At 45.1% G+C, this 25,097-nt stretch carries 22 protein-coding genes, 1 tRNA gene and 3 pseudogenes; 6 read left to right on the top strand and 20 right to left on the bottom strand.

Annotation, left to right across the window (positions count from 1 at the left end):
• Positions 1 to 134 precede the first annotated feature (134 nt).
• On the top strand, positions 135 to 674 hold the full coding sequence (bslA, locus tag MJQ52_RS16610; protein WP_070082729.1) for a biofilm surface layer hydrophobin BslA: 540 nt from the start codon (positions 135 to 137) through the stop codon (positions 672 to 674).
• 163 nt (positions 675 to 837) lie between these two features.
• Positions 838 to 1,506 carry a potassium channel family protein gene (locus tag MJQ52_RS16605; RefSeq protein WP_058906302.1) on the top strand — a complete coding sequence of 223 codons (669 nt, stop codon included), beginning with the start codon at positions 838 to 840 and terminating at the stop codon, positions 1,504 to 1,506.
• Positions 1,507 to 1,539: 33 nt separating this feature from the next.
• Here the strand turns inward: MJQ52_RS16605 and MJQ52_RS16600 are convergent, their stop codons facing one another.
• On the bottom strand, positions 1,540 to 2,385 hold the full coding sequence (locus MJQ52_RS16600) for a glucosaminidase domain-containing protein (RefSeq protein WP_070082259.1): 846 nt from the start codon (positions 2,383 to 2,385) through the stop codon (positions 1,540 to 1,542).
• A 142-nt stretch (positions 2,386 to 2,527) separates the two neighbouring features.
• Complete coding sequence (hmpA, locus tag MJQ52_RS16595; RefSeq protein WP_094247926.1) at positions 2,528 to 3,703, bottom strand: NO-inducible flavohemoprotein; 1,176 nt, start codon at positions 3,701 to 3,703, stop codon at positions 2,528 to 2,530.
• A gap of 216 nt (positions 3,704 to 3,919) precedes the next feature.
• On the opposite strand from hmpA, the gene MJQ52_RS16590 reads away from it, so the two are divergent.
• The gene (locus MJQ52_RS16590; protein WP_094247622.1) at positions 3,920 to 4,561 is read left to right on the top strand and encodes a cupin domain-containing protein; all 642 of its coding nucleotides are present in this window, start codon (positions 3,920 to 3,922) and stop codon (positions 4,559 to 4,561) included.
• 67 nt (positions 4,562 to 4,628) lie between these two features.
• On the opposite strand, the gene MJQ52_RS16585 is transcribed toward MJQ52_RS16590, so the two are convergent.
• The 3 genes from MJQ52_RS16585 to MJQ52_RS16575 form a co-directional block, all read right to left on the bottom strand.
• The gene (locus MJQ52_RS16585) at positions 4,629 to 4,949 is read right to left on the bottom strand and encodes a hypothetical protein (protein ID WP_094247621.1); all 321 of its coding nucleotides are present in this window, start codon (positions 4,947 to 4,949) and stop codon (positions 4,629 to 4,631) included.
• A gap of 886 nt (positions 4,950 to 5,835) precedes the next feature.
• The gene (locus MJQ52_RS16580) at positions 5,836 to 5,958 is read right to left on the bottom strand and encodes a hypothetical protein (protein ID WP_255219923.1); all 123 of its coding nucleotides are present in this window, start codon (positions 5,956 to 5,958) and stop codon (positions 5,836 to 5,838) included.
• Positions 5,959 to 6,092: 134 nt separating this feature from the next.
• Positions 6,093 to 7,223 (bottom strand): Rap family tetratricopeptide repeat protein, encoded by a 1,131-nt coding sequence (locus MJQ52_RS16575; RefSeq protein WP_070082263.1) that lies wholly within the window; start codon positions 7,221 to 7,223, stop codon positions 6,093 to 6,095.
• Between the two features lie 319 nt (positions 7,224 to 7,542).
• Here MJQ52_RS16575 and MJQ52_RS16570 point away from each other — a divergent pair, with 319 nt between their 5' ends.
• The gene (locus MJQ52_RS16570) at positions 7,543 to 7,746 is read left to right on the top strand and encodes a hypothetical protein (RefSeq protein ID WP_070082264.1); all 204 of its coding nucleotides are present in this window, start codon (positions 7,543 to 7,545) and stop codon (positions 7,744 to 7,746) included.
• 462 nt (positions 7,747 to 8,208) lie between these two features.
• Here MJQ52_RS16570 and MJQ52_RS16565 read toward each other — a convergent pair.
• The 3 genes from MJQ52_RS16565 to MJQ52_RS16555 form a co-directional block, all read right to left on the bottom strand.
• Positions 8,209 to 8,281, bottom strand: a tRNA-Ala gene (locus MJQ52_RS16565).
• A gap of 125 nt (positions 8,282 to 8,406) precedes the next feature.
• Positions 8,407 to 9,237 (bottom strand): undecaprenyl-diphosphate phosphatase, encoded by an 831-nt coding sequence (locus MJQ52_RS16560; RefSeq protein ID WP_007613337.1) that lies wholly within the window; start codon positions 9,235 to 9,237, stop codon positions 8,407 to 8,409.
• Positions 9,238 to 9,328: 91 nt separating this feature from the next.
• Entirely contained in the window at positions 9,329 to 10,489 is a 1,161-nt protein-coding gene (locus tag MJQ52_RS16555) for an AI-2E family transporter (RefSeq protein ID WP_014305691.1), read from the bottom strand.
• Positions 10,490 to 10,668: 179 nt separating this feature from the next.
• Here MJQ52_RS16555 and MJQ52_RS16550 point away from each other — a divergent pair, with 179 nt between their 5' ends.
• On the top strand, positions 10,669 to 11,655 hold the full coding sequence (locus MJQ52_RS16550) for a Gfo/Idh/MocA family protein (protein WP_094247552.1): 987 nt from the start codon (positions 10,669 to 10,671) through the stop codon (positions 11,653 to 11,655).
• A 31-nt stretch (positions 11,656 to 11,686) separates the two neighbouring features.
• On the opposite strand, the gene MJQ52_RS16545 is transcribed toward MJQ52_RS16550, so the two are convergent.
• The 8 genes and pseudogenes from MJQ52_RS16545 to MJQ52_RS16510 form a co-directional block, all read right to left on the bottom strand.
• On the bottom strand, positions 11,687 to 12,211 hold the full coding sequence (locus MJQ52_RS16545; RefSeq protein WP_003152143.1) for a type 1 glutamine amidotransferase domain-containing protein: 525 nt from the start codon (positions 12,209 to 12,211) through the stop codon (positions 11,687 to 11,689).
• A 65-nt stretch (positions 12,212 to 12,276) separates the two neighbouring features.
• A complete protein-coding gene (locus MJQ52_RS16540; protein WP_369719118.1) occupies positions 12,277 to 13,248 on the bottom strand; it encodes a methyl-accepting chemotaxis protein in 972 nt (323 codons plus the stop codon).
• Positions 13,249 to 13,290: 42 nt separating this feature from the next.
• Positions 13,291 to 14,283, bottom strand: a pseudogene (locus MJQ52_RS16535) (HAMP domain-containing protein); the annotation flags it as partial.
• Between the two features lie 115 nt (positions 14,284 to 14,398).
• Complete coding sequence (locus tag MJQ52_RS16530; RefSeq protein WP_094247551.1) at positions 14,399 to 16,384, bottom strand: methyl-accepting chemotaxis protein; 1,986 nt, start codon at positions 16,382 to 16,384, stop codon at positions 14,399 to 14,401.
• A 127-nt stretch (positions 16,385 to 16,511) separates the two neighbouring features.
• Positions 16,512 to 17,465, bottom strand: a complete 954-nt coding sequence (locus MJQ52_RS16525; RefSeq protein WP_373364967.1) for a methyl-accepting chemotaxis protein — start codon at positions 17,463 to 17,465, stop codon at positions 16,512 to 16,514.
• A gap of 42 nt (positions 17,466 to 17,507) precedes the next feature.
• Positions 17,508 to 18,317 (bottom strand): annotated as a pseudogene (locus tag MJQ52_RS16520) (cache domain-containing protein); the annotation flags it as partial.
• A gap of 367 nt (positions 18,318 to 18,684) precedes the next feature.
• Positions 18,685 to 19,512 carry a methyl-accepting chemotaxis protein gene (locus MJQ52_RS16515; RefSeq protein ID WP_370530897.1) on the bottom strand — a complete coding sequence of 276 codons (828 nt, stop codon included), beginning with the start codon at positions 19,510 to 19,512 and terminating at the stop codon, positions 18,685 to 18,687.
• Between the two features lie 165 nt (positions 19,513 to 19,677).
• Positions 19,678 to 20,670: pseudogene (locus MJQ52_RS16510) on the bottom strand (cache domain-containing protein); the annotation flags it as partial.
• 141 nt (positions 20,671 to 20,811) lie between these two features.
• On the opposite strand from MJQ52_RS16510, the gene MJQ52_RS16505 reads away from it, so the two are divergent.
• On the top strand, positions 20,812 to 21,549 hold the full coding sequence (locus MJQ52_RS16505; RefSeq protein WP_043867366.1) for a protein-glutamine gamma-glutamyltransferase: 738 nt from the start codon (positions 20,812 to 20,814) through the stop codon (positions 21,547 to 21,549).
• Positions 21,550 to 21,566: 17 nt separating this feature from the next.
• Here the strand turns inward: MJQ52_RS16505 and MJQ52_RS16500 are convergent, their stop codons facing one another.
• The 4 genes from MJQ52_RS16500 to MJQ52_RS16485 all read right to left on the bottom strand — a co-directional run bounded on the left by MJQ52_RS16500 (position 21,567) and on the right by MJQ52_RS16485 (position 25,068).
• Entirely contained in the window at positions 21,567 to 21,818 is a 252-nt protein-coding gene (locus tag MJQ52_RS16500) for a hypothetical protein (RefSeq protein WP_070082269.1), read from the bottom strand.
• Positions 21,819 to 21,843: 25 nt separating this feature from the next.
• The gene (locus MJQ52_RS16495; protein ID WP_265210261.1) at positions 21,844 to 22,875 is read right to left on the bottom strand and encodes an NAD(P)H-dependent flavin oxidoreductase; all 1,032 of its coding nucleotides are present in this window, start codon (positions 22,873 to 22,875) and stop codon (positions 21,844 to 21,846) included.
• Complete coding sequence (locus MJQ52_RS16490; RefSeq protein WP_094247924.1) at positions 22,872 to 23,288, bottom strand: secondary thiamine-phosphate synthase enzyme YjbQ; 417 nt, start codon at positions 23,286 to 23,288, stop codon at positions 22,872 to 22,874. The genes MJQ52_RS16495 and MJQ52_RS16490 overlap by 4 nt, the downstream gene beginning before the upstream one ends.
• Positions 23,289 to 23,409: 121 nt before the next feature.
• The gene (locus MJQ52_RS16485) at positions 23,410 to 25,068 is read right to left on the bottom strand and encodes a glycoside hydrolase family 13 protein (RefSeq protein ID WP_094247549.1); all 1,659 of its coding nucleotides are present in this window, start codon (positions 25,066 to 25,068) and stop codon (positions 23,410 to 23,412) included.
• Positions 25,069 to 25,097: the final 29 nt, after the last annotated feature.

Here is a 25,097-nt window from a genome sequence, read left to right as displayed (position 1 = left end):
GATTTGATTATTTTTGAGAAAATATAGGAACATAACCCCATTTACTTCCATTAAAATTGATGGTAAATTTTTATAGGTATGGTCGTTCTTTTTTAAGAACAATCAGCAAATTTTTTTTAGGGGGATTTATGAAAATGAAACAGAAATTTTTCTCAACTGTCATGGCAAGTTTATTCGGCCTGGTTTTGCTTCTTTCTCTGCCGACAGCGTCATTCGCCGCTGAGTCAGGCTCAACCGTTCACGAGCCGGAAATGTCCGCGAAAGCGACTGCTACCTTATTTGCAAAATATACAGGTGCCAGCCAGCAGGAATGGTCATTTTCTGATATCGAATTGACGTACCGTCCGAACACGATCCTGAGCTTAGGCGTTATGGAATTTACCCTTCCTAGCGGATTTGCGGCTACAACAAAAGATACAGTCAACGGACACGCTTTGCGTGAAAGACAGATTCTGAATAACGGCAAAACAGTCAGACTTCCGTTAAACATTGATTTGCTCGGCGCAGCGGAATTTAAGCTTTCTCTTAATAATAAAACATTGCCTGCTGCAGGTACATATAAGTTCCGTGCAGAAAATAAATCATTAAGCATCGGCTCTAAATTCTATGCTGAGGACACAATTGTTGTTCAAAAACGCAGCACACCGCCGACACAGCCTTGCAACTGCAAATAATTGCGAAAAACGGACCGGCACAAGCTCATCGCTTGTCAGCCGGTCTTTTTTTGTGCTGTTTTCTTTCTTCCGGCCCTCGCATTGACAAACCCCTGAAACAGGAGTACATTCTTGTTTGTTGTATTTGGAGTGACGAAAACAGTTTCTTAAGGAGTTATGAGGATTGGGAAAAATCAAAAATAAACAATTTGCCGTCATCGGACTCGGCCGTTTCGGCGGAAGCATCTGTAAAGAGCTTTTTAAAATGGGGCATGAGGTGCTTGCGATCGATATCAGCGAAGAGCGGGTCAACGCATACTCCTCTTATGCCACGCATGCCGTGCGGGCAAATTCAACGGAAGAAAGCGAGCTTCAGTCGCTCGGCATCAGAAATTTTGAATATGTCATCGTAGCAATCGGCGCCAACATTCAGGCAAGCACGCTGACGACGCTGTTATTGAAGGAGCTGAACATCCCTAATATTTGGGTGAAAGCGCAAAACTATTATCATCACAAAGTGCTTGAAAAGATCGGTGCTGACCGTATTATCCATCCCGAAAAGGATATGGGCGTGCGGATTGCGCAAAGCCTTTCAGATGAAAACGTCTTAAATTACATCGATTTGTCAGATGAATACAGCATTGTGGAGCTTTCAGCCACGAAAAAGCTGCATTTAAAATCCATTCTTGATCTCGGCGTCCGGGCCAGATTCGGCTGCACCATTCTCGCCGTGAAACATAATGGAGACATTCAGCTGTCCCCTTCTCCGGAGACTGTCATTCATGAATGTGACTGCCTTGTGCTGATGGGGCATAAACGTGATATTAAAAGGTTTGAAACTGAAGGAATGTAAAAAAGCCGGCAAGCTGCCGGCTTTTTTTGATGCTTATGTTTCTTCACTTAACTGGACGGCGGTTTGGTCAACCCAGCCGATCAGCTCATCTTTCACTTGAATTTGGTACCAGACGGATTCTCCGTTTTGTTTTTCAGATACGACTTTAATATGCTGGCCGGTAAACTTTTGCGCCGATGCCAGTTTTATAGAATGCCGCTCTTTTGACGGCTTGGACCACACGTCTTCAATGACGTGGTCTTTGATGGCGCCTTTCATATCAACTGCTTTAAGAGAGGCATTGATTTTGTCATATTCATTCAGGTTATAGGTTTCTATGACATCTTTAATTTTTTCAGCATAGCCGGGGTCTGTGGCGTAGCCGGATTTTTGAAGGGCAGCCGCCGCTGTTTTATAATTGTCCGCTTCAATGACGGGCTTGTACTTCTTTTTATTCCAAGACGTTCCGTTGACAAATAATTTGGCATGGTCATCCATTGATTCAAAAAACGTGCTGTATTTACGGAATTTTGCCCGAATCGTTTTTCGTTTTCCTTTTTCAAATTCATCCGTTTTCATCGTGACGTGTTTTCCTTTATAATCACCTTTTACACCGAACAGGTTGCGCGCTTTCCCCGCAAGCTCACTGTTCCCCCAGTCCGATTCGAGAATGGCCTGTGCGAGGGTGATGCTCGGAAGGACATGATATTTCTCATATAAAATCTGAGCATGCCCGGAAAGGCTGTCAATAAAGACCTGCTGCTCGTCCACCTCTTCAGGCGGTTTTTCTTCCGTCACTATGAATTTCGAAAATACCATTGATACCAGAAATAATCCGAATATAAGAGATACAGCAAAAAGGCACCCAAGCACCCTTTTGGTCTTTGCTTTCTTTTTCATATCAACCTTCCTTTAATTCCGGAATCACTAGATTTATAATTTTACTGGTCATTGATGAAAATTTCAATAAAATAGGGAAAAAGACGGAGAAAGAACACATTGTGCAAATAAAAAAGACTCCTCTTTGAGGAGTCTTTTTTTGTTATGCCATGCTCAGCTGAGGGCCGAACAATTCATATTGAACAGAATCAGAGTCAAACCCGAGTGCAAGAATCATATCTTTCATTTGCGTCATAAACTGCGCTGACCCGCACAAGTAACATTCAGCATCTTGATTCAGATGAAGCTGCTCCAAGAAGGTTTGATCAATCCGGCCGCTGTAAAAAGGCTTGTCTCCTGAGCGGTCTTGTTCTGCCGGTTCACTGTATACATAAATGACGTTAATATTCGGATGATTCTCCGCAGCTTGTTCAGCCTCTTTGCGGAACGCGGCGTACTCTCCGTTTTTCGCGGCATGAATAAAAGTAACGGAACGCTCCGGCTGTTTTTCGGCGGCTGTTTTCAGCATGCTCATCATCGGCGTGATTCCGGAACCGGCACTGATAAGAACAACCGGTTTTTCGGCAGCAGACAGCTTGAAATCTCCGGCGGGTGCGCTGACTTCAAGTTTATCTCCCTCTTGAACTTCATTGTGGAGATGAGAAGAAACCGCTCCGTCCTTTTTCACAGAAATCCGATATGCGCCTTTTCGAGAAGCATCAGACAGACTGTACTGGCGAATGTGCGTATAAGGCGAATCCGCAATCCGCACTTTAATGCTGATATATTGTCCCGCTTCAAATCCAGGTAGCGAAGAGCCGTCACTCGGTTTGATATAAAACGATGTGATATCTTTGCTTTCTTTTGTTTTCTGTATAACCGTAAATTCTTTATACCCCTGCCATCCGGCTTCATTGTACATGTCTTTTTCAATGCCGATGAAAGCCTCCGCAATAACACCGTAAGCTTTTTCCCATGCCTGCATAATCTCAGGAGTTGCGGCATCCTGCAGCACATCCTTAATCGCCAGAAGCAGATACTTTCCGACAATCGGATAATGTTCCGGTTTTACACCGATGCTTGTGTGCTTATGGCCGATCTGTCTGACCGCCGGAATGATTTGTTCTAATTGATCAATATTCGCCGCAGCCGCAATGACTGCATTTGCCAATGCTGCGCGCTGAGTCTGTTTCTTTTGGTTCGTTTGGTTAAACATATTTAACAGTTCGGGATGATCTTGAAACATCAGGTTATAAAAGCGCCCGGTGATGTTTTCTCCATGTGTTTTCAATACAGGTACTGTGCTTTTGATGATGTCTATTGTTCTCTCATCCAGCATGTTCATCCTCAACCCTTCTAAAGATGTATTTTCAATATATCTTTATAGTAAGAGATATTTCGAATAAAAGATATATCTAAAATGAATCTTTAAAAAGTCGTCACAATATTGTGTTGGATTTGGAATTTATGGATTTCACCTCCTTTTTTATCACCCGGTGAAACAGGGACACATATATTTGGGAATATACGTTTAAAGATGAAAGCGGGGGATTGCATGGTTTCCGATATCGATTACACGTCTCCGAATACACAGTTCACTTATGATGTGAATGAGAGCCGTTTTTTTACGAAAGATGCTCGGAACTTTATCAATGTATTGGGGATTAAACAGTTAAACACGCTTGAAAATATTTCATTATTAGATATCTTTCTGAGTAAAACAAATGTGATTGAACCGCATACCCATCAAAACGCCGCTGAATTGGTGTACTGTATTTCGGGTTCCGCGGTGGTGTCGATGCTGAATCCGTTCACCCAGAAAATACGTAATTACCCGATTACCCCCGGGCAAGTGGCGAATATTCCGCAGGGGTGGTGGCATTATGAAGTCGCCACTTCAGACAAAACCCATCTTTTAGCCATATTTGACGCCCCTTCGCCTGAAGTGATATACGGCTCGGATATTCTCCGTCTGACGCCGCCTGAGATCATGGCGCATACGTACTGTTTGAATGAGCATGAGTGGGAAAAAGCCGTTTCACCGATCCGGCAATCAACTGTGATAGGTCCCGATAAATACTGCGGACAGTCTGAAAACACGGGTATTCATGATATGAATAAGCCTTATCAGCCAAATACGCATTATCTGAATGATCCGTATCGGCATTATGTTCAGCCGTTCTATCGGGGGTATTAAATGGGAAACGGAGCGGCATTCAAGCTTTGACGAAAAAAGCCCCTCATTGGAGAGGGGCTCTTGATCATTACGGTCCGGTTCCGCAGCTTACTTTGTACTCGCCTTCGGACGATTTTTTTGAATAACATACGTGCGGCGTCTGTCCGGTTTCATCTTTCCAATTGAACCAATTTACATAATAAAGGTTCCCGGCCTCTCCGCCTCCTTCTTCTTTTTGAAGAATCGCAAAGTAGCTTTGATACGGATATCCTTTTTTATAAATGTCATGCCTGATGGCTCCTTTTTCTGAAGCAGACGTGAAGATGATGGGAGAAAGAGCCGGGAGCGCTGTTAAAAGAAGTGCCAGTGCAGCTGACAGAGATAATATAAAATAGATTTTCTTTTTCATTTTCTCTCTTTCCTTTATTTTGAGTTGTTAGAAATGAAGCGGAACACAGAGGCTGTTACAGAGATTAAAAACCTATAAAGGTATGGAGCCAAGGGGGCTCGAACCCCTGACCTCTACGCTGCCAGTGTGGAGATGAGTTTCTGATACGAACAGACGTTTTATTTCAAATCCTAATCTTTTATTTGGCTAAAAATGAATAAGCTGTTCCCAAAATAGGATTATAAATTAAAGGTTAATTTTCCACTAGACCTGCCATCAAAACGCCCATCACAATCAATAATAATAGTAAAAGTAAACAAAGTGCTAGGATAACAAAAGAAATATTCTTTGCAATTCCTTTAGGCGATTTGATTGCTAGAATACTCCCCACGACAATTCCTAGCATTCCAAGCGCCCAATGAATATGAGGCAGAAAGCACAATACGAATAAAAGAATGATAAGCGACACGATCCCAAAATACTTTCTCATTTCTCTCCTTTCTATTTTCCCTCCATTAAATTGAAAAGAAAATTGAACTTATAAATATTGAGTGCCATATTTTTTAAATATTAGCATAGAATTATCGTTCGAGCTTTATGACGACGGATACATACGCGAGGTTATCTGCGCAGTTCATTACGGGACCACCTACGGAAGGAATTTCGTGTGAAGAACTTAAAGGGGGATACATTATTGTATTTGATTCTCTTTTATCCGTTGAGACTTATGAAGTTGGGAGATGATCAAATGACTGATTTTGAATGAAAAGTGCACCGGATTATCTTTAATATGTCCCGCTTTAGGAAAAATCCCTCCATGGAACAATTGAAAAGAAAAAACAGGTGTTTGTTTTGAAGCTAATGAAGAAACTAAAAAAGCCTTTTCCGAAGAAAAGGCGTAAGCTGTTCAAGTCTGAAAACGATCCGAAGCAGTTTGAAAGGTATCATGTGTTTTTTCCACTGTGTTCACACCCAATCCGCATACTAAAGATAACGACAGACCCAAAATAATGAAGATGCTTTTTTTCATACTGGCACTCTCCTTCTTAAGTTTGATTACGATCAGATGAAACTTGATATGATCCATCAAATGAAACAACCGAAGCCGTTAGACCGGCCCCTGACATTAAAACGACAGCCGATACAATGATAAATACGCCTTTTCTAAAATTCATACAGGCATTCTCCCCTCTGAATTTGTTTTTGCGTTTGAATCATTTTTTGATGATAAAAATAAGATTTGTCATATTGCTTTGATTCTGCATAAACAGCAGCCGTATCAAGAGCAATATCTTCTACATACGAATAGTTTTTATTTTTCTCAAGGTAATCAATTGTTTTTTTGATTCCCATTTGGTCTATTGCATTAATATATAAAGCCTCCAAATATTTTTGCAGAGATTCAAACAGCTTATCCCCTTGATATATCGCTGATGAAAGTCCCTTTTTGCTGATTTGAATCGCCTCGCTTGTTTTCCCTTGTTTAAATAGAAGCTTTGCGTATGTAAACAAGGAATGCGGAAGGTTACCCAATTTATACTTTTCAGATATCTCCGCTGCTTTTTTTAAGTAGATTTCAGCATTACTGTATTCTTCTAGGTCTCCGTAATTCTTTCCTATGTTGTAATAAGCAGAACTGAGCAGCCTTTCATTATTGTTTACTTGTTTCGACAACTCTAAAGCTTTTTCTAAATGAGGCAAACTTTTTTCAAAGCGTTTAAAGTCAACATAATTCCCAGAGATGACGAATAGACATTGAATTTTCCGGACCTTATACAACTCATACTGATCGTAAATATCGAGCGCTTGCTTTACGTGATGCATAGAGACGTGGCTTTGTTTCATACCGTAATATGCTTCAGCCAGTTTAAAATGAAACTCCGCTCTCTCAATTTCATCATGCACATGAACGAGTTGTTTTTCAGCTTCTCTATAAAAGCCGATAGCCTTTACATACTGCTTTTGATCAAATTCATACATGCCGCGGAAAAATAAAGAATAATAGCACAGCAGGCCGGAAATTCCTTTATTTGATGCTTCGATTTTTTCCAGCAGCTCGTCAATTGTCGGTCTCACGCGGGTAGTCACCGGTTCTAAATAATCCAACATGAGCTGATGGCGGAATTTCATGAGGGTGTAGTAAATCAGTAGATACTCGTCTTCTTCCATCTCATTTATTTCTTGTTCCACTTCCGCTTTCAAAATCTCCGCATCCGGAACACTGAACTGACGTATCATTTTGTACCATTCATTAATCTTAACGCCAACCTCCGATGATGGTAAAACAGAACTCACTAGGCCACTCCTCCTTTTATATAATATTCTAACATTTCCATAATATGTTTAGACGAAAAAAACCGCAATTTGTTTGCAGTTGCCAGATTACTTATTTTCACATAACTGTTGGAAACGTCCATTCTATTTGCGATAATAAAACTAATGTATAGGGAATATAAATGGGAGGGATTAAGGATGTGTCATTTAAAATGAGCCTTACTTTATCACTCAAATGTTTTAAGCTGTATGAAAATGTGTACTTTGGGATAGCGTTTATAAGTAGACTCTCTACAAGTCTACTTTATTTTTTTCTCATAAATAAACGAGGTGAAAATCAATGGATGGTGTAGAATTTTTAGAAAATATGACACGACTCGGAGTACTCATTTTGGTGTTCTCAGGATATGCTGTTTATTGGAAATTAGGTAAAACAAAAAGAGAGCGGGGGCTTACAAAATTTGAAGCTTGTCTTAGGTTCTCTGTCATGTTCGGTATATTAGCTTGGGGGGGTTCGACTCTTGCTTTGAGTTTATGGTCATAATCTTTTTTGTCGATATTTGACTTATCCTGTCTAAACAGATTAAAACCAGATAAATGTACCCTTATTTGTCACTTGTACAATTTTCCAAAAGCGGGAGTTATAATATGGCGTTTATACTTTTTAGGTGCAGTGATTGGGGGTTTTCGGCATGGTGAAGGACTTTTCTTATGTGGATTAGGAAAGGGGCGGCTTCTATGTAAATCGATCAATTTTTAAAACGTTCAACGGGCAGCCTCTTGTAAAACCACCTAGGCTCTCCTTATAGAAGCCGGTGAAAATATGAACGCCATTCAGAAACGTACCGGTCATGCGAGCCGAAGACATGTAACCGAAAAACTTGAAAATGAGACAGCTCAATATTTTGAACCATTCAATCTTAATTTGAAGGCGAGGCTTTTTTGGGGCTGTTGGCTCTGTTCCTGACAAATAAAAAAACCCTTATAGAATAAGGGTTTAAAGGTATGGAGCCAAGGGGGCTCGAACCCCTGACCTCTACGCTGCCAGCGTAGCGCTCTCCCAGCTGAGCTATGGCCCCGTGCGGTAACGTCATGTTTCATTATAGACGAGTTTCCTTCGAATTTCAAGCCGAAAATTCAGTTTGCTTACATTTTTCCGAGACGTTTTTCAAACATAGAAAAGACCCTCCGGGGGCCTCTTCGTTTATCGCACGAGCATGATTAAAATGATGCCGAGGATGACACGGTAAATGGCGAACGGGACAAGCTTAATCCGGTTAATGAGCCGAAGAAAAAATTTGACGACTAAGAGGGCGACGACAAAGGCGCAGATAAAGCCGACAAGAAAAAACGGAATCATGTCATAAGAAAGACTGCTCCAGTATTTCACCAGCTTCAGAAGGCTTGCACCCGCCATAATCGGAATGGCCATAATAAATGTGAAGTCTGCGGCTGCCCGGTGATTCAAGCCGACAATGACACCTCCGGCAATCGTTGAGCCTGAGCGGGAAAATCCGGGCCATAAGGCGAGACACTGGAATAATCCGACACAGAAAGCCTGTTTGTAGGTGATTCTGTCCACCGTATCGATCGTTTCTTTCCTTTTATTGATCCAGTCCGCTATAAGCATAAGCACAGCTCCGGCAATTAATCCGTAAGCGACCGTTCTGACGGAGAATAAATAGCGGTCAATGAAATCCTCAAATAAAAAGCCGAGCACCGCCGCCGGAACAAGACCGACGGCGATTTGCGCGATGGTCAGCCTGTATCCCTTCTGCTGATCGCGCGTGACGTTTTTTTTGAGGCCGAGTAAATGTAATATCCGATCCTTAAACACAATGGCCACCGCCAGAATCGAACCGAGCTGAATCACCACTTTGAAGGAATTGGCGGCTTCCGGATTCATCAGGCTTCCGGATTTCAGCCAAATGTCATCCGCTATGATCATATGTCCCGTGGAAGAAACCGGCGCGTATTCCGTCAGCCCTTCCACGATTCCCAAAACGGCTGCTGTGAACATCTCCCATAGTGTCATCCCATTCTTCCCTTCATTCATCATTTACAAAAGAGAAGCTCTCCTTTGAAGGAAAGCCTGTCTTATAATAAATATCATGTCCGTTCCGATTTTATGACTTCGATACAGCATCATTTTTTTCTTCTTCATATAAATGCGAACGCATTTTGAACCAATCAAACAGATGGGTCGTGACCACTTTGATGACCGCATACCCCGGGATGGCTAAAATAATGCCGACAACCCCGAACAGCTTTCCGGCGGTTAAAAGAACAAAGATGATGGTAATCGGGTGAATGTGAAGATTTTTCCCCATGATCTGCGGCGAAATTAATTTACCTTCCACGAGCTGGACAACGGTCCAGACAATCGCAAGTTTCAGCAGCATAAGAGGCGAAGTGACCAACGCGATAATAATCGCCGGCGTGATGGCAATGGTCGGCCCTAAATACGGAACAACGCTCGTACAAGCGGCAATGACCGCAAGCAGGGAAGCATAATCAAGTCCGATAATCAGATAGCCGATAAATAATAAAAACCCGATGCAGAAGCTGACGATGACCTGTCCTCTGATATAGGAGCTTAATCTGTGGTTCATTTCACTAAGCATCGTATACGTTTGTTCTTTCAGACGGGTGGGCACAAACTTTAAGATATAGATCGGCAGTTTTTTGCCGTCTTTCAGCAAATAGAACAGAATAAACGGCACGGTCACAATTGAAATAATCACTTCAGTCAGCGCGCCGATAAAATTCCCGACTCCGGTAAATGTGCTGTTTGCAATTGTCGCCGCCTGCGCCGATACTTTATTAGCAAGATCGGAAATGTTGATATTCATCGTCTTTTGCGCCTGATTTACAAAATCGCTTCCGATCAGGCTTTTCGTCTGATCTTCAACGATGTCCACATATTTCGGCAGGTTGTCGATCAGGCTCATGATCTGTTCCTTTAAAAACGGAATAATTGAAACGACCGTAATCGAAATCAGCCCTATAATAATGAGGTAAAGGAGCAGGATGGAATAGACTCTTTTCACTCTTATTTTTTCCAATATATCTACGATCGGATTAAGCAGATAATAAACAATTCCTGTCAAAATGACGGGGAGCGCAATCGTTTTGAGCAGGACGATAATGGGTGTGAAAATAAATGATGTCTTCATAAAGACAAGGATATTGAGACCGATGAGCAGCAATACAAGCAAAAACAAGACAAATTTATTGTCTAAGAAAAACTGTTTAAATCTGCCGCCCCATGTTTGCAATGTTTCCACTATTGTTCCTCCATCATATGTATTTTACTTAAATTGTACACTATCGTTCCTGTAATGAAAAATAATAACCGGTCTCTATGGGAATTTTTCCTACCCCTTTAGCTGGCAGCCTTTTTTCCATTTATGTTTCCCAGAAAAAAAGCTATAATGTAAGCCAATACATAGAAGGAGCGATAGCAATGATTCGATTTGCAACAGTCGGAACGAATTGGATTACAGAACGATTTCTGGAGGCAGCTTCTGCTATTGATGATTTTCAATTAACGGCGGTTTATTCCAGAACTGAAGAACGTGCGGCGGAATTCGCCGGCAAACACGGCGCTGCTCATTATTTCACCAGCCTGAAAGAAATGGCGGAAAGCAAAGCCTATGACGCGGTGTATCTCGCCAGCCCGAATGCATTTCACAAAGAGCAGGCGGTCCTTTTTATGGAACACGGCAAGCATGTTCTATGCGAAAAACCGTTTGCGTCTAACGCGAGGGAAACGGATGAAATGATTCACGCAGCCAAAACGAACGGCGTTCTCTTGATGGAAGCCATGAAAACGACGTTCCTGCCGAACTTCAGCATGCTTCAACACCACTTACATAAAATCGGACCCGTCAGGAGATTCACGGCAAGCTACTGCCAATATTCATCACGATATGATACATATAAAAACGGTACGGTGCTTAACGCGTTTAAGCCTGAATTATCGAACGGTTCGTTAATGGACATCGGCGTGTACTGCATTTATCCGGCCGTCGTCCTGTTCGGCAAACCGAAAAACGTCATTGCGACCGGTCATAAACTAGCATCCGGCGTTGACGGCGAAGGCACGGTCATTCTGTCATACGACGGATTTGAAGCGGTGCTGATGCATTCGAAAATCTCAAATTCGTTTGCCCCGGCGGAAATTCAGGGTGAAGACGGCACGATCGTTCTGGACAGCATTCACGGACCGGAACGGGCGGAAATCCGCTATCGTGACGGCCGGACGGAAGACATTTCAGTCCCTGATCTGAAACCTTCGATGTACTACGAAACGGCTGAATTCATCAATCTTCTTCGAAACGGACAGCGGGAGTCTTCCGAAAATACATTTGAACGTTCTTTCATTACGGCGAGCATTATGGAAGAAGCGAGAAAACAAATCGGAATCGTCTTTCCCGCCGATCAAAACTAAAAACATCCGCCCGGATTCGGGCGGATGTTTTTTATTTGGACGCTAACAGGTCAGCAAACGCTTTTGCATACTGCGGAAGGTCGGGCGGGCGGCGGCTTGATACAATGTGGCCGTCAGTTACGACAGCTTCATCCAGCCACTGTGCCCCTGCATTTGTCATGTCGTCTTTGATGCCGGGCGTGCTCGTTACTTTTTTTCCTGCAAGAATTCCGGCAGATATAAGCACCCAGCCCGCATGGCAGATCTGGCCGATCGGCTTTTTCTGCTCGTTCATCGTACGGATGATGTCCAAAACTTCGGGATATCTTCGCAGTTTGTCAGGAGCCCAGCCGCCAGGCACGAGCACGGCATCATACTCCTGAATAATCAGGCTCTTAAAATCGTAATCCGCCGTCGCGGGCACTCCGTATTTTCCTTTGTATGAACGGCCCGCTTCTTCTCCTATTAAATGAACGATCGCGCCTTCCTCTCTCAGCCGGTAGACGGGATACCAAAGCTCTAAGTCTTCAAAATCGTCACTGACAAGCGCTATAACTTTTTTGCCTTCTAATCTCATCACTGCCACTCCCTTCTTTTATATTAGTGTATCGCTTTTTTCAGATGAGGAAAAGAAACAGCTCGTTACAGCTGTTCTTCGTCTTCAGACTGAATCGTAAATTTCCGTGTGACCTGCTGCAGTTCTTCAGCCATATGCGCAAGCGTTTCGGCGGATGAACTGATTTCTTCCATGGAGGCCAGCTGCTCTTCAGCTGAGGCGGCGATGTCTTGAATGCCGGCGGACCCTTCTTTGGCGACTGAGGTAATGTCCTCCACTGCGTTTGTCACATTTTGCGACCCGGCTGCAAGCTGCTCAAGCGTTCCGTTCATATGCTGCAAGGCGCCTGAAATCTGAGTCGTCATTTCTGAGATTTTTTTGAAGCTTTCGGCCGTTTGATCCGTAATATCGAGGCCTTCCTTCACATCTTGATTCACCGCTTGGAATACAGAAAGCGATGTGGCGATTTCTTTGACGATTTCCTGAATCAGCGTTTCGATTTCCTTTGCGGAGCCGGCTGATTGTACGGCAAGCTTCCTCACTTCTTCCGCAACGACGGAGAAGCCCCGCCCGTATTCGCCTGCTCTTGCCGCTTCAATGGCCGCGTTTAAGGCAAGCAGATTTGTTTGATCGGCAATGCCGTTAATAACGTTCAGAATGCTCTTAATGTCGTGCGACTTCGTTTCCAGCCCTTTTACGACCGCTTCCGCCTGCTGTACGGAACGATCAATTGTTTTCATCTGGCCGACCGTTTTCGCCACTAATTCTTCTCCGCTTCCGGCCGTTTCAGAGGTTTGGATGGCGGATTCAGTGATTTCCGCCGATACATTCGCCGTCTCGGCAATGCCGGCATTCATTTGGGAAAGGTGATCAGCACTTTCTTCCAATTTCTCGCTTTGTGATTCGTTTCCGTTTGAGAATTGTTCAATCGCCAGAGTAATATGCTCTGTCGCCTTGCTTGTCTGTCCGGCGGATGCCGTCAGCTCTTCGGATGAAGAAGCGACATGTTCGACGGATGATTGGATGACGCCGATGACAGACCGGAGTGATGCCGACATCTCATTGAAGCTTTGGCTGAGCTGCCCGAATTCATTTTTTGACTTGATGTCAATGACTTCCGTTAAATCGCCGTCACTGATTTTAGCTGATGTCGAGACAAGTTTTTTGAGCGGTTTTGCAATCGAGCGAATGATAAAAAAGATTAAAATACCGCCGACGATAAGAGAAACCGCCAGGATGATCAGCGCCATTTTCATGACAGGCGAGGCTGCGTCATGGATCTCACTGACAAAAAATGTGCCGGCGATTTTCCAGCCCGTCAGTTTGTTTGTCGTGAAGGCCATTTTCTTCTGCTGTCCTTCAAACATGTATTCAAACGATCCGCTTGATTTGGAAAATACCTCTTTCGTCCACTCTCCGGAGCCTTCCGTTCCCGCTTTTATAGTCGGATGGGCGATGTATTTTTTATCCCCCGTTGTAATGAAGGCAAATCCTTTATGACCGATCTGGACGCGTTCGGAAGCGTTCAGCAGGTCGCCCAGATTAATATCAAGCGCCACAACGCCTGATCCGTCTTTTGTCTGCTGGGCAATCGTAACGACCGTCTGTCCGGTTGCAGCGTCTTTATAAGGCTCGGTAAACACCGGCTGTCCGCTTTTTTCAACCGCCTTTGTATACCACTCGCGCGTGAGCGGATTATAATCGGACGGCATGTCAGCGGACGGATATTTCACAAACGCTTTGTCGCGAGACGCGGCGTAAATTGACGCGACATCGCCATTTACGGTGACATACTGCTTCATATTGTCGAGCAGTACCGATTTATTTTTCGTGTTCAGTTTTTCCTTTGTGATTGATTCGCTGTAGTAGTCAATCGCTTTCAGCTTGCCTTCGAGCATGTTTTCCAGCACGCTGTTCAGTTCGCTGACATTTCCCTGGGCGCTGTGGGTCAGTTCTCTTTCTAATGTACTCCCCGCCGTTTGGTAGCTGAAGTAGGCGAGTATGCCGACCGGAAGCACCAATACGGCTAAAAATGCCGCGATCAGCGGCTTGCTGATGGATGGCTGTTTGATCCAATGTATCAGTTGTTTCATTTTTTCAGTCTCCTTCTTTGAAAAGCTAAATCTAATATCGTCAGATAGGACAAAAGATTTATTAAAAAAACTAAAAAAAACACCCAAACAGCACATTTGGGTGTTCTATGACCTATTAATCTATTTTAAATCGTTTCGTCATATCACGTAATTCTTCCGCCATCTGGGATAACGTTTCCGAAGACGAACTGATTTCTTCCATTGAAGCCAGCTGTTCTTCGGCAGAGGCCGCGATATCCTGAATGCTGGCGGAGCTTTCTTTTGCGATGGACGCGATTTGCTCAGAAGCTCCTGAAATCTGCTGTGATCCTGCTGTCAGCTGTTCTACCGTCGCATTCATATTTTGAATTTCTCCGGCGATCTGGTTCGTCATTTCAGAAATCCGTTTGAAGCTCGTTTCGGTCTGATTCGTAATATCCAGTCCGCTCTCCACCTCTTTATTGACCGATTGGAACATGCCGAGAGATGTATTGATTTCGTTGACGATTTCTATAATTAAGCTTTCGATTTCTTTCGCTGAATCGGCAGACTGGACCGCAAGTTTTCTGACCTCTTCGGCGACGACTGAGAAGCCCCGGCCGTATTCACCCGCACGCGCGGCTTCAATTGCCGCGTTCAGCGCAAGAAGGTTTGTCTGATCAGCGATTCCGTTAATGACACCGAGAATGTTTGTAATGTCTTTTGATTTTGTTTCAAGTCCGCGCACCACTTGTTCAGCTTCTTTCACTGACCGGTCAATGACGTTCATTTGGCCGACCGTCTGGTGAACGAGCTTTCCGCCTGAATTGGCGACTTCCGCTGATGTGACGGAGGATTCGGTAATGACGGCAGATGCTTTTGCCATATCTTTAAGCCCGCTGTTCATTTGATAAATATGTTCCGCCGCGCTTTCGATATTTTCACTTTGGCTTTCATTTCCGTTAGAAAATTGTTCGATCGCCAGTGTGATATGTTCCGTTGCCTTGCTTGTCTGCTCCGCTGAAGCCGTCAGCTCCTCTGAGGAAGATGCGACGTTATTCACGGAATCCTGGATGGCATGGATGAGAGACCTGAGTGAAGCGGCCATATTGTTAAAGCTTTTGCCAAGCTCGCCTAATTCATCTTTTGACTGAATCTCGATCGTTTCTGTTAAATCGCCTTCACTGATCTGTTTCGATGATGTCACAAGCTGCTTGAGCGGTTTTGTGATTGAACGAATAATCAGCACCATGACGATGGTTCCGATGACAATCGCTAATACGAGAACGAGCAGGGACAGATGAAGGATCGGCAAAGCCGCTTCATGAATTTCGTCCAGATACATCGTTCCGGTAATCTTCCAGCCTGTCAGCCCGTTCGTATCATAAGCCATTTTCTTTTCCTGGCCGTCGTATTTGTATTGAAAATCACCTTTTTTGCTGGTGAACAGCTGTTCAGCCCACTCCCCGTTTAGTACTGTGCCTGACGCACGGTTCGGGTGGGCGACCACTTTTTTGTCTTTCGTCAGGATAAAAGCGTAGCCGGATTTTCCGATGTTCACTTTCTTTGTCGTTTTCAGAAGCTCATCGATTTTCATATTGATGGCGACGACCCCTGAGCCGTCTTTCGTCTGCTGAACGACCGTCACGACCATCGTATTGGTGGAAGCCGTGCGGTAAGGATCTGTTACAACAACTTTCCCCTTATTTTCCACGGCCTTTTTATACCAGTCTCTTTCAAGCGGATTATATCCTTTAGGCATCTGCAGATCCGGATACCGTGTGAAATGTCCTTCCGTGTCACTCGTATAGATGGATTCCACGTCTTTATTAATCTTCATGTACTCTGTGAATTTATCGGTAATTTGCGATTGGTTTTTCGGCTTGTACCGATCCTTTGTGAGCCAGTCGCTGAAATATGCCGTTCCGTCTTCCTTTTGGCTGATGCTTGTGTTGATCATATCGTTAATCTGCTGCACATTATCTAGTGCGCTTCCCATCATCTGCCTGTCAAGCGTACTTACCGCCGATTGATAGGCGATAAAAGCCAGCGTTGAAATAGGAAGAATGAGAATGGCCAAAAAAGAAATGAGCAGTTTTCTTGTAAGCGATCTCTGCTTGATGATTTGCACAATTTTTTTCATCTGCTATATCTCCTCTTGCGTGTTTACCCTTCATATCGGCAATTATGGGTAAATATACACATCCAAAAAGAAGAAATATAACGAAACATACTTTTTACCTATTACAAAATTAGTCTTTTAGACTTAATTAAGAGTTTATCTTAAAACGCTTTGTCAGTTCGCGTAATTCTTCCGCCATTTTTTCCAGCGTGACGGCTGAGGAACTGATCTCCTCCATGGACGCAAGCTGCTCTTCAGCTGAAGCCGCGATGTCCTGAATGCCGGCCGCGCTTTGTCTGGAGACTGCCGCGATATCCTCTGAAGCGTTTGATACTTCCTGAGATCCGGCAGAAAGCTGTTCCACGGTTGCATTCATATTTTGCAGTTCACCGGCAATCTGATTTGTTTTAGCGGAAATGTCCCGGAAGCTTTTTTCCGTTTCGTCCGTTAACTGAAGTCCGCTTTTCACCTCGTGATTGACGGATTCCAGCATTCCGAGCGAAGTATGAATTTCTTTGACGATTTCATGAATTAAGGATTCGATTTCTTTCGCTGAATCTGCGGATTGGACGGCAAGCTTTCTCACTTCTTCGGCAACAACTGAAAAACCGCGTCCGTATTCTCCCGCTCTTGCCGCTTCAATGGCTGCATTTAAAGCAAGCAGATTCGTTTGATCGGCAATGCCGTTAATGACGCGCAAAATGCTGGTGATGTCCTGCGATTTGAGTTCAAGCCCTTGTACGACTTGCTCCGCTTTACTTACGGATTGGTCAATGGCGCCCATCTGGCCGGCTGTTTTCTTGACAAGCCGCTCACCGGCGCCGGATATCTCCGCCGATTCAATTGACGTTTCCGTCACCATGGCTGCCGCTTCCGCCAGATCGCTGAGCCCGTCTTTCATCTCATTCACTTGTGCTGTCGCTTTATCAATACTCTCACTTTGGTCTTCCGTTCCATTAGAAAACTGTTCAATCGCAAGGGTGATATGTTCCGTTGCTTTGCTCGTCTGCTCAGCTGAAGCCGTCAGCTCCTCTGAGGAAGAAGCGACATGTTCAACAGAGTCCTGAATTCCTTGAATAAGCGAACGGAGTGAATCTGTCATATGATTAAAACTTTTACCGAGCACGCCGAGCTCATCTTGAGAGCCGACATCAATGGTTTCCGTCAGATCTCCGCTGCTGATTTTTTCCGCTGAAGCTACGAGACGTTTTAACGGTTTGGTAATTGAGCGGATGACAAAATAAATGAAAATCATCCCTGCGGCAATGGCCATCGCCAATATGATAACGGCCAGAGTCAGAACCGGTCTTGCCGCATCCTTGATTTCATCCACGGACATGGTTCCGCTGATCTTCCAGCCCGTCGCTTCATTGGTCACGTACGCCATTTTTTTCGCTTTCCCGTTCAGCGTATATTCATAGTCGCCTTTTTGCCCGCTGTATAATGTATCAACCCATTTTCCCGATACCGCCGCGCCAGCTTTTTCATCACTGTAGGCAACGGCTTTTTTATTTTTGCTGAGGATAAAGGCGTATCCTTCTTTTCCGATGTTCACTTCTTTTGTCATCGTGATGAGATCGTCGATTTTTATATCAATGGCGACGACGCCTGATCCGTCTTGCGCCGCGCGGGCCATGGTGACGACCATCTTTTTGTTTGAGATGGACTCATAAGGGTCCGTGATGATGGTTTGGCCTTTATTCTCCATGGCTTCCTGATACCAGCTTCTTTCAAGCGGATTGAAATCGGCCGGCATATCGGCATGCGGATAACGGGTAAACGTTCCTTCCTTGCTGCTAGAAAATATGGCGGACGCTTTATCATTGCTTTCAATAAACTGTTTGAACCTTTCTTGCATTTCCGTTTGGTTTTTTTCTTTAAATTTAGCGCTTGTCGCCCATTCGCTGAAATATGCTGAGCTTTTTGTAAACATTCCGATCCGGTCATCAATCATATTGTTTAAGATTTGCACATTTCCTTCGGCGCTTTCCATCATTTGCTTTTCAACGGATGAAGCCGCCGAACGGTAGGCGCCGGCAGCCAATACTGCTACCGGAATAATTAAGATCAGTAAAAATGAAATAATAAGTTTTTTGGCTATTGATTTTCTGGCGATTTTTTTTGCTGTTTTTTTCAATTTTGTAAACCTCTTTCAATCATTTACTGTTTATATCGGCCGACTCCCTTTTTATTACATTGAAAATTAAGTCATAAATGAAAAATAGTTCTATGTACTCCCTTTGTATGCAAGACTTTTTATTTAATTATCCGGCTGTCACTATAAAAAAGGACGCCTTCCACCTGGAAAGCGTCCTTTTTTACTAGTTGATTTTAAATTGTTTCGTTAATTCCCGCAGTTCTTCGGCCATTTGCGCCAACGTATCGGCGGATGTGCTGATTTCTTCCATTGATGCAAGCTGTTCTTCTGCGGATGCGGCAATATCCTGAATGCTTGCTGCGCTTTCCCGTGATACGTCCGCAATATCCGTCACTGCAGCTGAAACGTGCTGAGAGCTGTCTGACAGCTGTTCAACCGTGCCGTTCATCGATTGAAGCTTCTCGGCGATATCGTTCGTCATGCCGAAGATATTCTGGAAGCTTTCTTTCGTGCGGTCCGTCACGGCAAGTCCTGATTGAACTTCTTCATTAACGGATGTAAACATGTGAAGCGAAGTATTAATTTCAGCCGTGATTTCCTGAATGAGTTTTTCAATCTCTTTGGCAGAACCGGCGGATTGGACGGCAAGCTTTCTCACTTCTTCGGCTACTACTGAGAAGCCCCGCCCGTATTCACCCGCTCTTGCCGCTTCAATGGCTGCATTTAACGCAAGCAGGTTTGTCTGATCGGCAATACCGTTGATGACTCTTAAAATATGAGTGATGTCTTTTGATTTGGCCTCAAGGCCTTTTACAACCGCTTCCGCCTGCTGGACCGATTGATTGATGAGATTCATCTGCCCGACGGTTTGCTGCACATATTCTTCCCCGGTGCCGGCAGCTTCCTTCGATTGTTTAGATGCTTCCGTAATGGATGATGATGTGCGGGAAACGGCGGCGAGTCCGTCGTTTATATGATTCAGCTTGGCTGAGCTTGAATCGACTTTTTCGCTTTGCTCTTCATTCCCGTTTGAAAACTGCTCAATCGCCATTGTAATATGTTCCGTCGCTTTGCTTGTCTGCGAAGCTGAAGCGGTCAGCTCTTCCGATGACGCGGCCACGTTGTCGACAGAGTTTTGGATCGCGCTTATCAATCCGCGCAGAGATTCTCCCATTTCATTAAAGCTCGCGCCGAGTTCGCCCAATTCATCTTTCGAGCGGATATCAATGGTTTCGGTCAAGTCTCCGCCGCTGATTTGTTTAGAAGAGCGGACAAGCCGTTTCAGCGGTGACGTAATGGATCTGACAATCAACAGAATTAAAATTCCCCCGATGATAATGGATGCTGCAAGGACAATCATCCCCATCGTCAGCACCGGTTGTGAGGCGTCTTTAATTTCGTTGAGCTCCATGCTCCCCTCTATTTTCCATCCGGTCAGTTTATTTGTCGTAAACGCCATTTTTTTATTTTGATCATCGAGCTGGTATGAAATAATGCCGCTGTCTTTGCTGTATACCTCATTCAGCCACGGGGTTGAAACTTTATCGCCCGGTTTGTGGTCTTTATGCGCGACATAGGTTTTATTTTTGGACGTGATAAACACGAATCCTTTTTGTCCGATTTTGATTCCCTGCATCTGCTTCAGCAGCTGGTCAATCGTAATATCCATGGCCACTACGCCTGTTCCGTCCTGCATCTGCTTTGCCACGGTAACGACCATGCTGCCGTCGCTTGCCGCGGTGTACGGGTCGGTGACAACGAGCGTGCCGCCGGCCTTCACAGCGTCTTTATACCAAGTGCGTGTTCTCGGATCGTAATCGGCCGGAGTATTCTCCTTCGGCGCCTGTGCGTAGCTGCCGTCTTCCGTACCTCCGTAAATGCGGGCTACGTCCTTATGAATAGACGTGTATTGCCCGAACTTTTCTTCAAGAGCAGACATGTTTTTCTTTGAGAAGGATGACCCTTTTAACGTTTCGCTGAAAAATTCAATCGCCTTTGCTTTTGCGCCGATATCATTTGTAATGGTTGTGTTAAAAGATTCGATGTTATTTTTCGCGTTGCCTGAAATCTGATCATCCAGCGAATTGCTCGCCGTATGGTATGAACTGAATTCTAACACGAGAATCGGTATGATTAAGATCACGATAAATGAAATGATTAATTTACGTGAAATCGATGCCTTTGTGCACCAATTAATGAATTTTTTCATATTAAGCTGCTCCCTCAAGTGTGATACCTTATATATCGGCTCAGTCTTCACATTTTGTTAACATTTCCTCCTTTTTTATGACTTGATTTTCATTGCCCAAGCTTCCTGCATATCTTATAAAAAAAGATAGGGGGCGCGCAGATGATTATCATATCCGGCCAAGTGCTTCGGCCTCAGGACATCGCGAACTGGCAGACGGAAGAAAGCCTTGTTCCGTATATAAATGACCTGCTCAATTCTCCCGTACAATTCGATTACGGGTCGATTGCTGAACTGATGTTCGAGGTGCGGCTGCGCCGCCATATTGTGGAAGCCGCAAGAGAACTGCACGGATCAGGTGTGAAATTTGCAACTTTCGCCAAAACATACGGAAATACGGCTTATTGGAGACTGACGCCGGAAGGAGCCCTGGAGCTGAAGTACAGGATTCCCGCTTCAAAAGCGATTCGGGACATTATTGAAAACGGGGCGTTTTACGCATTTGAATGCGCTACCGCCATTGTTGTGATTTATTATCTGGCCGTCTTAAAGACAATCGGTGAAGAACGGTTTAACCGGCGTTTCCGGGATATCACTTTGTATGACTGGCACTATGAGCACCTGCCGATCTACACGGAAACCGGCAGCCACTTTTTACGGGGAGATTGTTTATATTTTAAAAATCCTGATTTTAACCCTGCAAAGGCTCAGTGGCGGGGAGAAAATGTCATTGTGATGGGGAATGATCAATATTTCGCCCATGGTCTCGGGATTCTGACCGCTGAACAAATCATCCAGAGATTGAATTCTTTAAGAAAAAAAAATGCCGTGCAGCCGGCTTATCTGCTTAACCAGGCAACAAGGCTTGATGCACCCGCGCTTTATCAGATCATGCATTAAAACAATCCCATCGTCTGTCATTGTGACGATGGGATGTGAAATGCTTTTCTTTTCCGGTAAAAAGCCGTCGTGCCGAGCGCTTGGTTTGCAGCCCATTCAAACTTCTCTAAATCATGGCGGGTGACGGCTCTGTCCCGTCTGCTCCATTTAATGGCGCGGACAAAGTAATACCCTTTAATCGGCGCCATGGTGACTTTGGAATGCGGAAAATCTTCAAAGACAAACTCAATAATCCCTCTTTTTTTATAGGACATTTGAAGAATCTTCATCATCCATCACCTCACGATTTCTGGATTATGATTCGCACAATCCGTCCAAAACGGTTTTCACGTCTGTCGGCCCTTCAAGTTTCGCGGCGGACTGGCCGGCCCATAAAGACATATACTCCGCGTCTCCTGATTGAGCCGCGTGCCCGCGCATCGGCTTTGTCAGCGTATTATGCAGCGGATAAGGCAGCGTTTTTCCCTCATCAGCTTCATATGTTTTCATGAACTGATTCACGATTCCCCGCGCCTGTTTTCCCGAAAACAGGGTGGTCAGCCGCGTATCGGCTCCTTTTGATTCGGCAATGGCTTTTTGGTATGCCGGTGAGGCGCTGCTTTCTTCACAAAGGAGAAACGGTGTTCCTACTTGAACGCCGTCCGCACCCAAACATCGGGCCGCCTGCACCCCGCGGCGGTCAAAAATGCCGCCTGCCGCAATCACCGGGATATTCAGCGCGTCTTTAGCCTGCGGAATCAGCGCCATAAGGCCGAGAGCCGGTTCTCCTTTAACCGGCAGAAACGACCCGCGATGCCCGCCGGCTTCTATTCCCTGAAGGATAACGGCGTCCATTCCCCGTTCTTCAAAAGCCTTCGCTTCCTCCGGCGTTGTCGCTGTGCCGAAAAGGAAACAACCGCTTTTCTTCAGCTTTTCCGCCGTTTCTTCCGGCGGCAGGCCGAAGGTGAATGAACACGCTTTGACTCCGTAACGGATCAGAAGCTCCGCTTTTTCCTCGAAATCATTCCATTCTTCTTTCAGATCAGAGAACGGCTCGGCGTCTTTTGCCCTCGGGATGCGAGCTTTCCATTTTTTAACAAGTTCCACCTCAGGCATCTGTCTTTCTTCCGGGACGAAAAGATTTACTTGAAAGGAGCGGTCCGTCAGCTCTTTCATCTCGATAAGCTGTTTTTCAAGCGCTTGCGGGCTGACGTATCCTGAAGCGAGGCTTCCGAGCGCCCCTTCATTTGATACCGCCGAAGCCAGATGCGGCGTGACCAGCCCGCCGGCCATCGGGGCCTGAATGACGGGCTTTGTTAATGATAATGGACCCATCCACTCACTCATTTGTTTTCCTCCGTTTCAGCCTGTATTTTGATATAACATGTTCTGTTTCGCGGACCGTCAAATTCGCAAAAATAAACGCCCTGCCATGTTCCGAGTATCAGGCGCCCGTCTTCTATGATGACATGCTGAGAGGCGCCGGTTGTACTCGCTTTCATATGTGCCGCCGTATTTCCCTCCATATGCCGGTCCAGTTCGTGCTCCCACGGATACACTTCGTCAAACCTGCGGAGCATATCCCTTTTCACATCCGGGTCGGCATTTTCATTGATGGTAATGCCGGCGGTGGTATGTGGACAGTATATGAGCGCCAAACCGTTTTTTACGCCTGTTTCGCGGAGAAACAATTCGGCTTCATGTGTGATGTCGATCATTTCATCCCTTTTGTTTGTTTGAATCTGCAATTTTTTCAGCATATGAATGCCTCCTTTCTTTTTCTCTTCCTTTCCCATATTCGTTTCTGTATTTGTCTTTTCCTGTCGGATCGCGATGATAAACGCAGATCACAAAAAACTTCAGCCTCGGGACTGAAGTTTTTCACCATATATACACGCGGGCCTCATAAGGCTTTAACAGAAAGGATGTCACATGGCGGTGCGCTTCTGTTTCCGCGTTTGCAAGCACGAGAGAATCGGAGTCAAGCGGATAACCGGGATGCCTGTATAAAGCGGGGGTTCGGGACAGATTTGTGATGATCAGGGCGGTTTTTGTTCCGTTTTTTCTTAGGTAGGCATAAATCTGCCGGTCATTCGGAAGCAGCAATTCATATGTGCCGCTGATCAATACGCCGTGTTCTTTTCTGAGGGCGAGCAGCCGTCTGTAGAAATGGTATACGGATGTTTTATCCTGCAATTGTGATGCAGCGTTCAGCCATGTGTGATTCGGATTCACTCCGAGCCATGGAGAAACATCAGAAAACCCGCCGTTCGCCTCATCGCTCCATTGCATCGGTGTCCGTGAATTATCCCGGCCCTTCTTCCAGATGATCTTCATCACTTGTTCATGCGGAACGCCGCGGGACGTCTCTTTTTCATACAGATTTTTAATTGCGGCGTCATCATAATCTTCAATGGATGGGAACGAAACATTGGTCATTCCGAGCTCCTGCCCCTGGTAAATAAACGGCGTGCCTTTCATCAGCATATACATCGCGGCGAGTGCCTTGGCGCTTTCTGTCAAAAACCGTTCGTCACCCCATACCGAAACGGAACGGGGCTGATCATGGTTCTCCATAAATAACGCATTCCAGCCCTTTCCTTCAAGGCTGTTCTGCCAGTCGGACAAGACGCGCTTAAGCGCCGGAATGGAGATGCTTTGATCATCTTCCGTATCCCAGAGGCCGAGATGTTCAAATTGAAAAATCATTTGAAAGACGCCGTTTTCTTCACCGGCCCAATCAGCCGCCTCCCAAGCCGCCACTCCGTTCGCCTCGCCGACCGTCATGATCGGATAGCGAGAAAATGTTTCCCGCTTCAGCTCTTTTAAGAGATCCATTATGCCTTCCCCGTTCATATGATACGGGAAAGACGGGACGTACGGGAGACCGTCCGGGTTCGGCATGTCAGGGAGCCCTTCTTTTTTCTTAATGTGAGAAATGGCATCCACCCGGAAGCCGTCTATGCCTTTATCAAGCCACCAGCGGACCATCTCATAAACGGACTGCCTCATCGCTTCGTTTTCCCAATTTAAATCAGGCTGTTTTTTGTCAAACAGGTGCAGGTAATACTGGCCGGTCTCTTGATCATATTCCCACGCTGATCCGCCGAAAATACTTTCCCAATTATTCGGCTCTTTGCCGTTTTTTCCGTCTCTCCAGATGTACCAGTCCCGTTTTTCGGAATCTTTCGCAGAGCGTGATTCGATAAACCAAGGGTGCTCATCGCTTGTATGGTTGATGACGAGGTCTATAATCAGCTTCATGCCGAGCGCATGGACATCCGCAAGGAGCCGGTCAAAATCCTCCATCGTCCCGAATTCGCCGGCAATTTGTTTATAATTCCGAATATCGTAGCCGTTGTCCGCGCCCGGCGAGTCAAAAACGGGACAAAGCCAGATCACATCCGCCCCCAACTCTTTTATGTAATGAAGCTTTGCTCTTATGCCGTTCATGTCGCCGATTCCGTCCCCGTTCGAATCCATAAAGCTTCGGGGATAAATTTGATAGACGGCCGCCGTTTTCCACCAATCCGTTTTCATATCGACACTCCTTTCTTTACAGCATATGA

The sequence above is a fragment of the Bacillus sp. jun7 genome, assembly GCF_051034795.1.
Lineage (GTDB): Bacteria > Bacillota > Bacilli > Bacillales > Bacillaceae > Bacillus > Bacillus velezensis.
This window is presented reverse-complemented; position numbering and strand designations above follow the sequence as displayed.

Coding starts and splice junctions, on each gene's coding strand:
- MJQ52_RS16495 (WP_265210261.1), bottom strand. CDS start 22,875: ATGAGTGAGTGGATGGGTCCATTATCATTAACAAAGCCCGTCATTCAG.
- hmpA (WP_094247926.1), bottom strand. CDS start 3,703: ATGCTGGATGAGAGAACAATAGACATCATCAAAAGCACAGTACCTGTA.
- MJQ52_RS16530 (WP_094247551.1), bottom strand. CDS start 16,384: ATGAAAAAAATTGTGCAAATCATCAAGCAGAGATCGCTTACAAGAAAA.
- MJQ52_RS16560 (WP_007613337.1), bottom strand. CDS start 9,237: ATGACACTATGGGAGATGTTCACAGCAGCCGTTTTGGGAATCGTGGAA.
- MJQ52_RS16490 (WP_094247924.1), bottom strand. CDS start 23,288: ATGCTGAAAAAATTGCAGATTCAAACAAACAAAAGGGATGAAATGATC.
- MJQ52_RS16570 (WP_070082264.1), top strand. CDS start 7,543: ATGGATGGTGTAGAATTTTTAGAAAATATGACACGACTCGGAGTACTC.
- MJQ52_RS16540 (WP_369719118.1), bottom strand. CDS start 13,248: ATGTCGGCATCACTCCGGTCTGTCATCGGCGTCATCCAATCATCCGTC.
- MJQ52_RS16500 (WP_070082269.1), bottom strand. CDS start 21,818: ATGAAGATTCTTCAAATGTCCTATAAAAAAAGAGGGATTATTGAGTTT.
- MJQ52_RS16585 (WP_094247621.1), bottom strand. CDS start 4,949: ATGAAAAAGAAAATCTATTTTATATTATCTCTGTCAGCTGCACTGGCA.
- MJQ52_RS16545 (WP_003152143.1), bottom strand. CDS start 12,211: ATGAGATTAGAAGGCAAAAAAGTTATAGCGCTTGTCAGTGACGATTTT.
- MJQ52_RS16550 (WP_094247552.1), top strand. CDS start 10,669: ATGATTCGATTTGCAACAGTCGGAACGAATTGGATTACAGAACGATTT.
- bslA (WP_070082729.1), top strand. CDS start 135: ATGAAACAGAAATTTTTCTCAACTGTCATGGCAAGTTTATTCGGCCTG.
- MJQ52_RS16590 (WP_094247622.1), top strand. CDS start 3,920: ATGGTTTCCGATATCGATTACACGTCTCCGAATACACAGTTCACTTAT.
- MJQ52_RS16580 (WP_255219923.1), bottom strand. CDS start 5,958: ATGAAAAAAAGCATCTTCATTATTTTGGGTCTGTCGTTATCTTTAGTA.
- MJQ52_RS16515 (WP_370530897.1), bottom strand. CDS start 19,512: ATGGCGATTGAGCAGTTTTCAAACGGGAATGAAGAGCAAAGCGAAAAA.
- MJQ52_RS16505 (WP_043867366.1), top strand. CDS start 20,812: ATGATTATCATATCCGGCCAAGTGCTTCGGCCTCAGGACATCGCGAAC.
- MJQ52_RS16485 (WP_094247549.1), bottom strand. CDS start 25,068: ATGAAAACGGATTGGTGGAAAACGGCGGCCGTCTATCAAATTTATCCC.
- MJQ52_RS16600 (WP_070082259.1), bottom strand. CDS start 2,385: ATGAAAAAGAAAGCAAAGACCAAAAGGGTGCTTGGGTGCCTTTTTGCT.
- MJQ52_RS16525 (WP_373364967.1), bottom strand. CDS start 17,465: ATGACAGATTCACTCCGTTCGCTTATTCAAGGAATTCAGGACTCTGTT.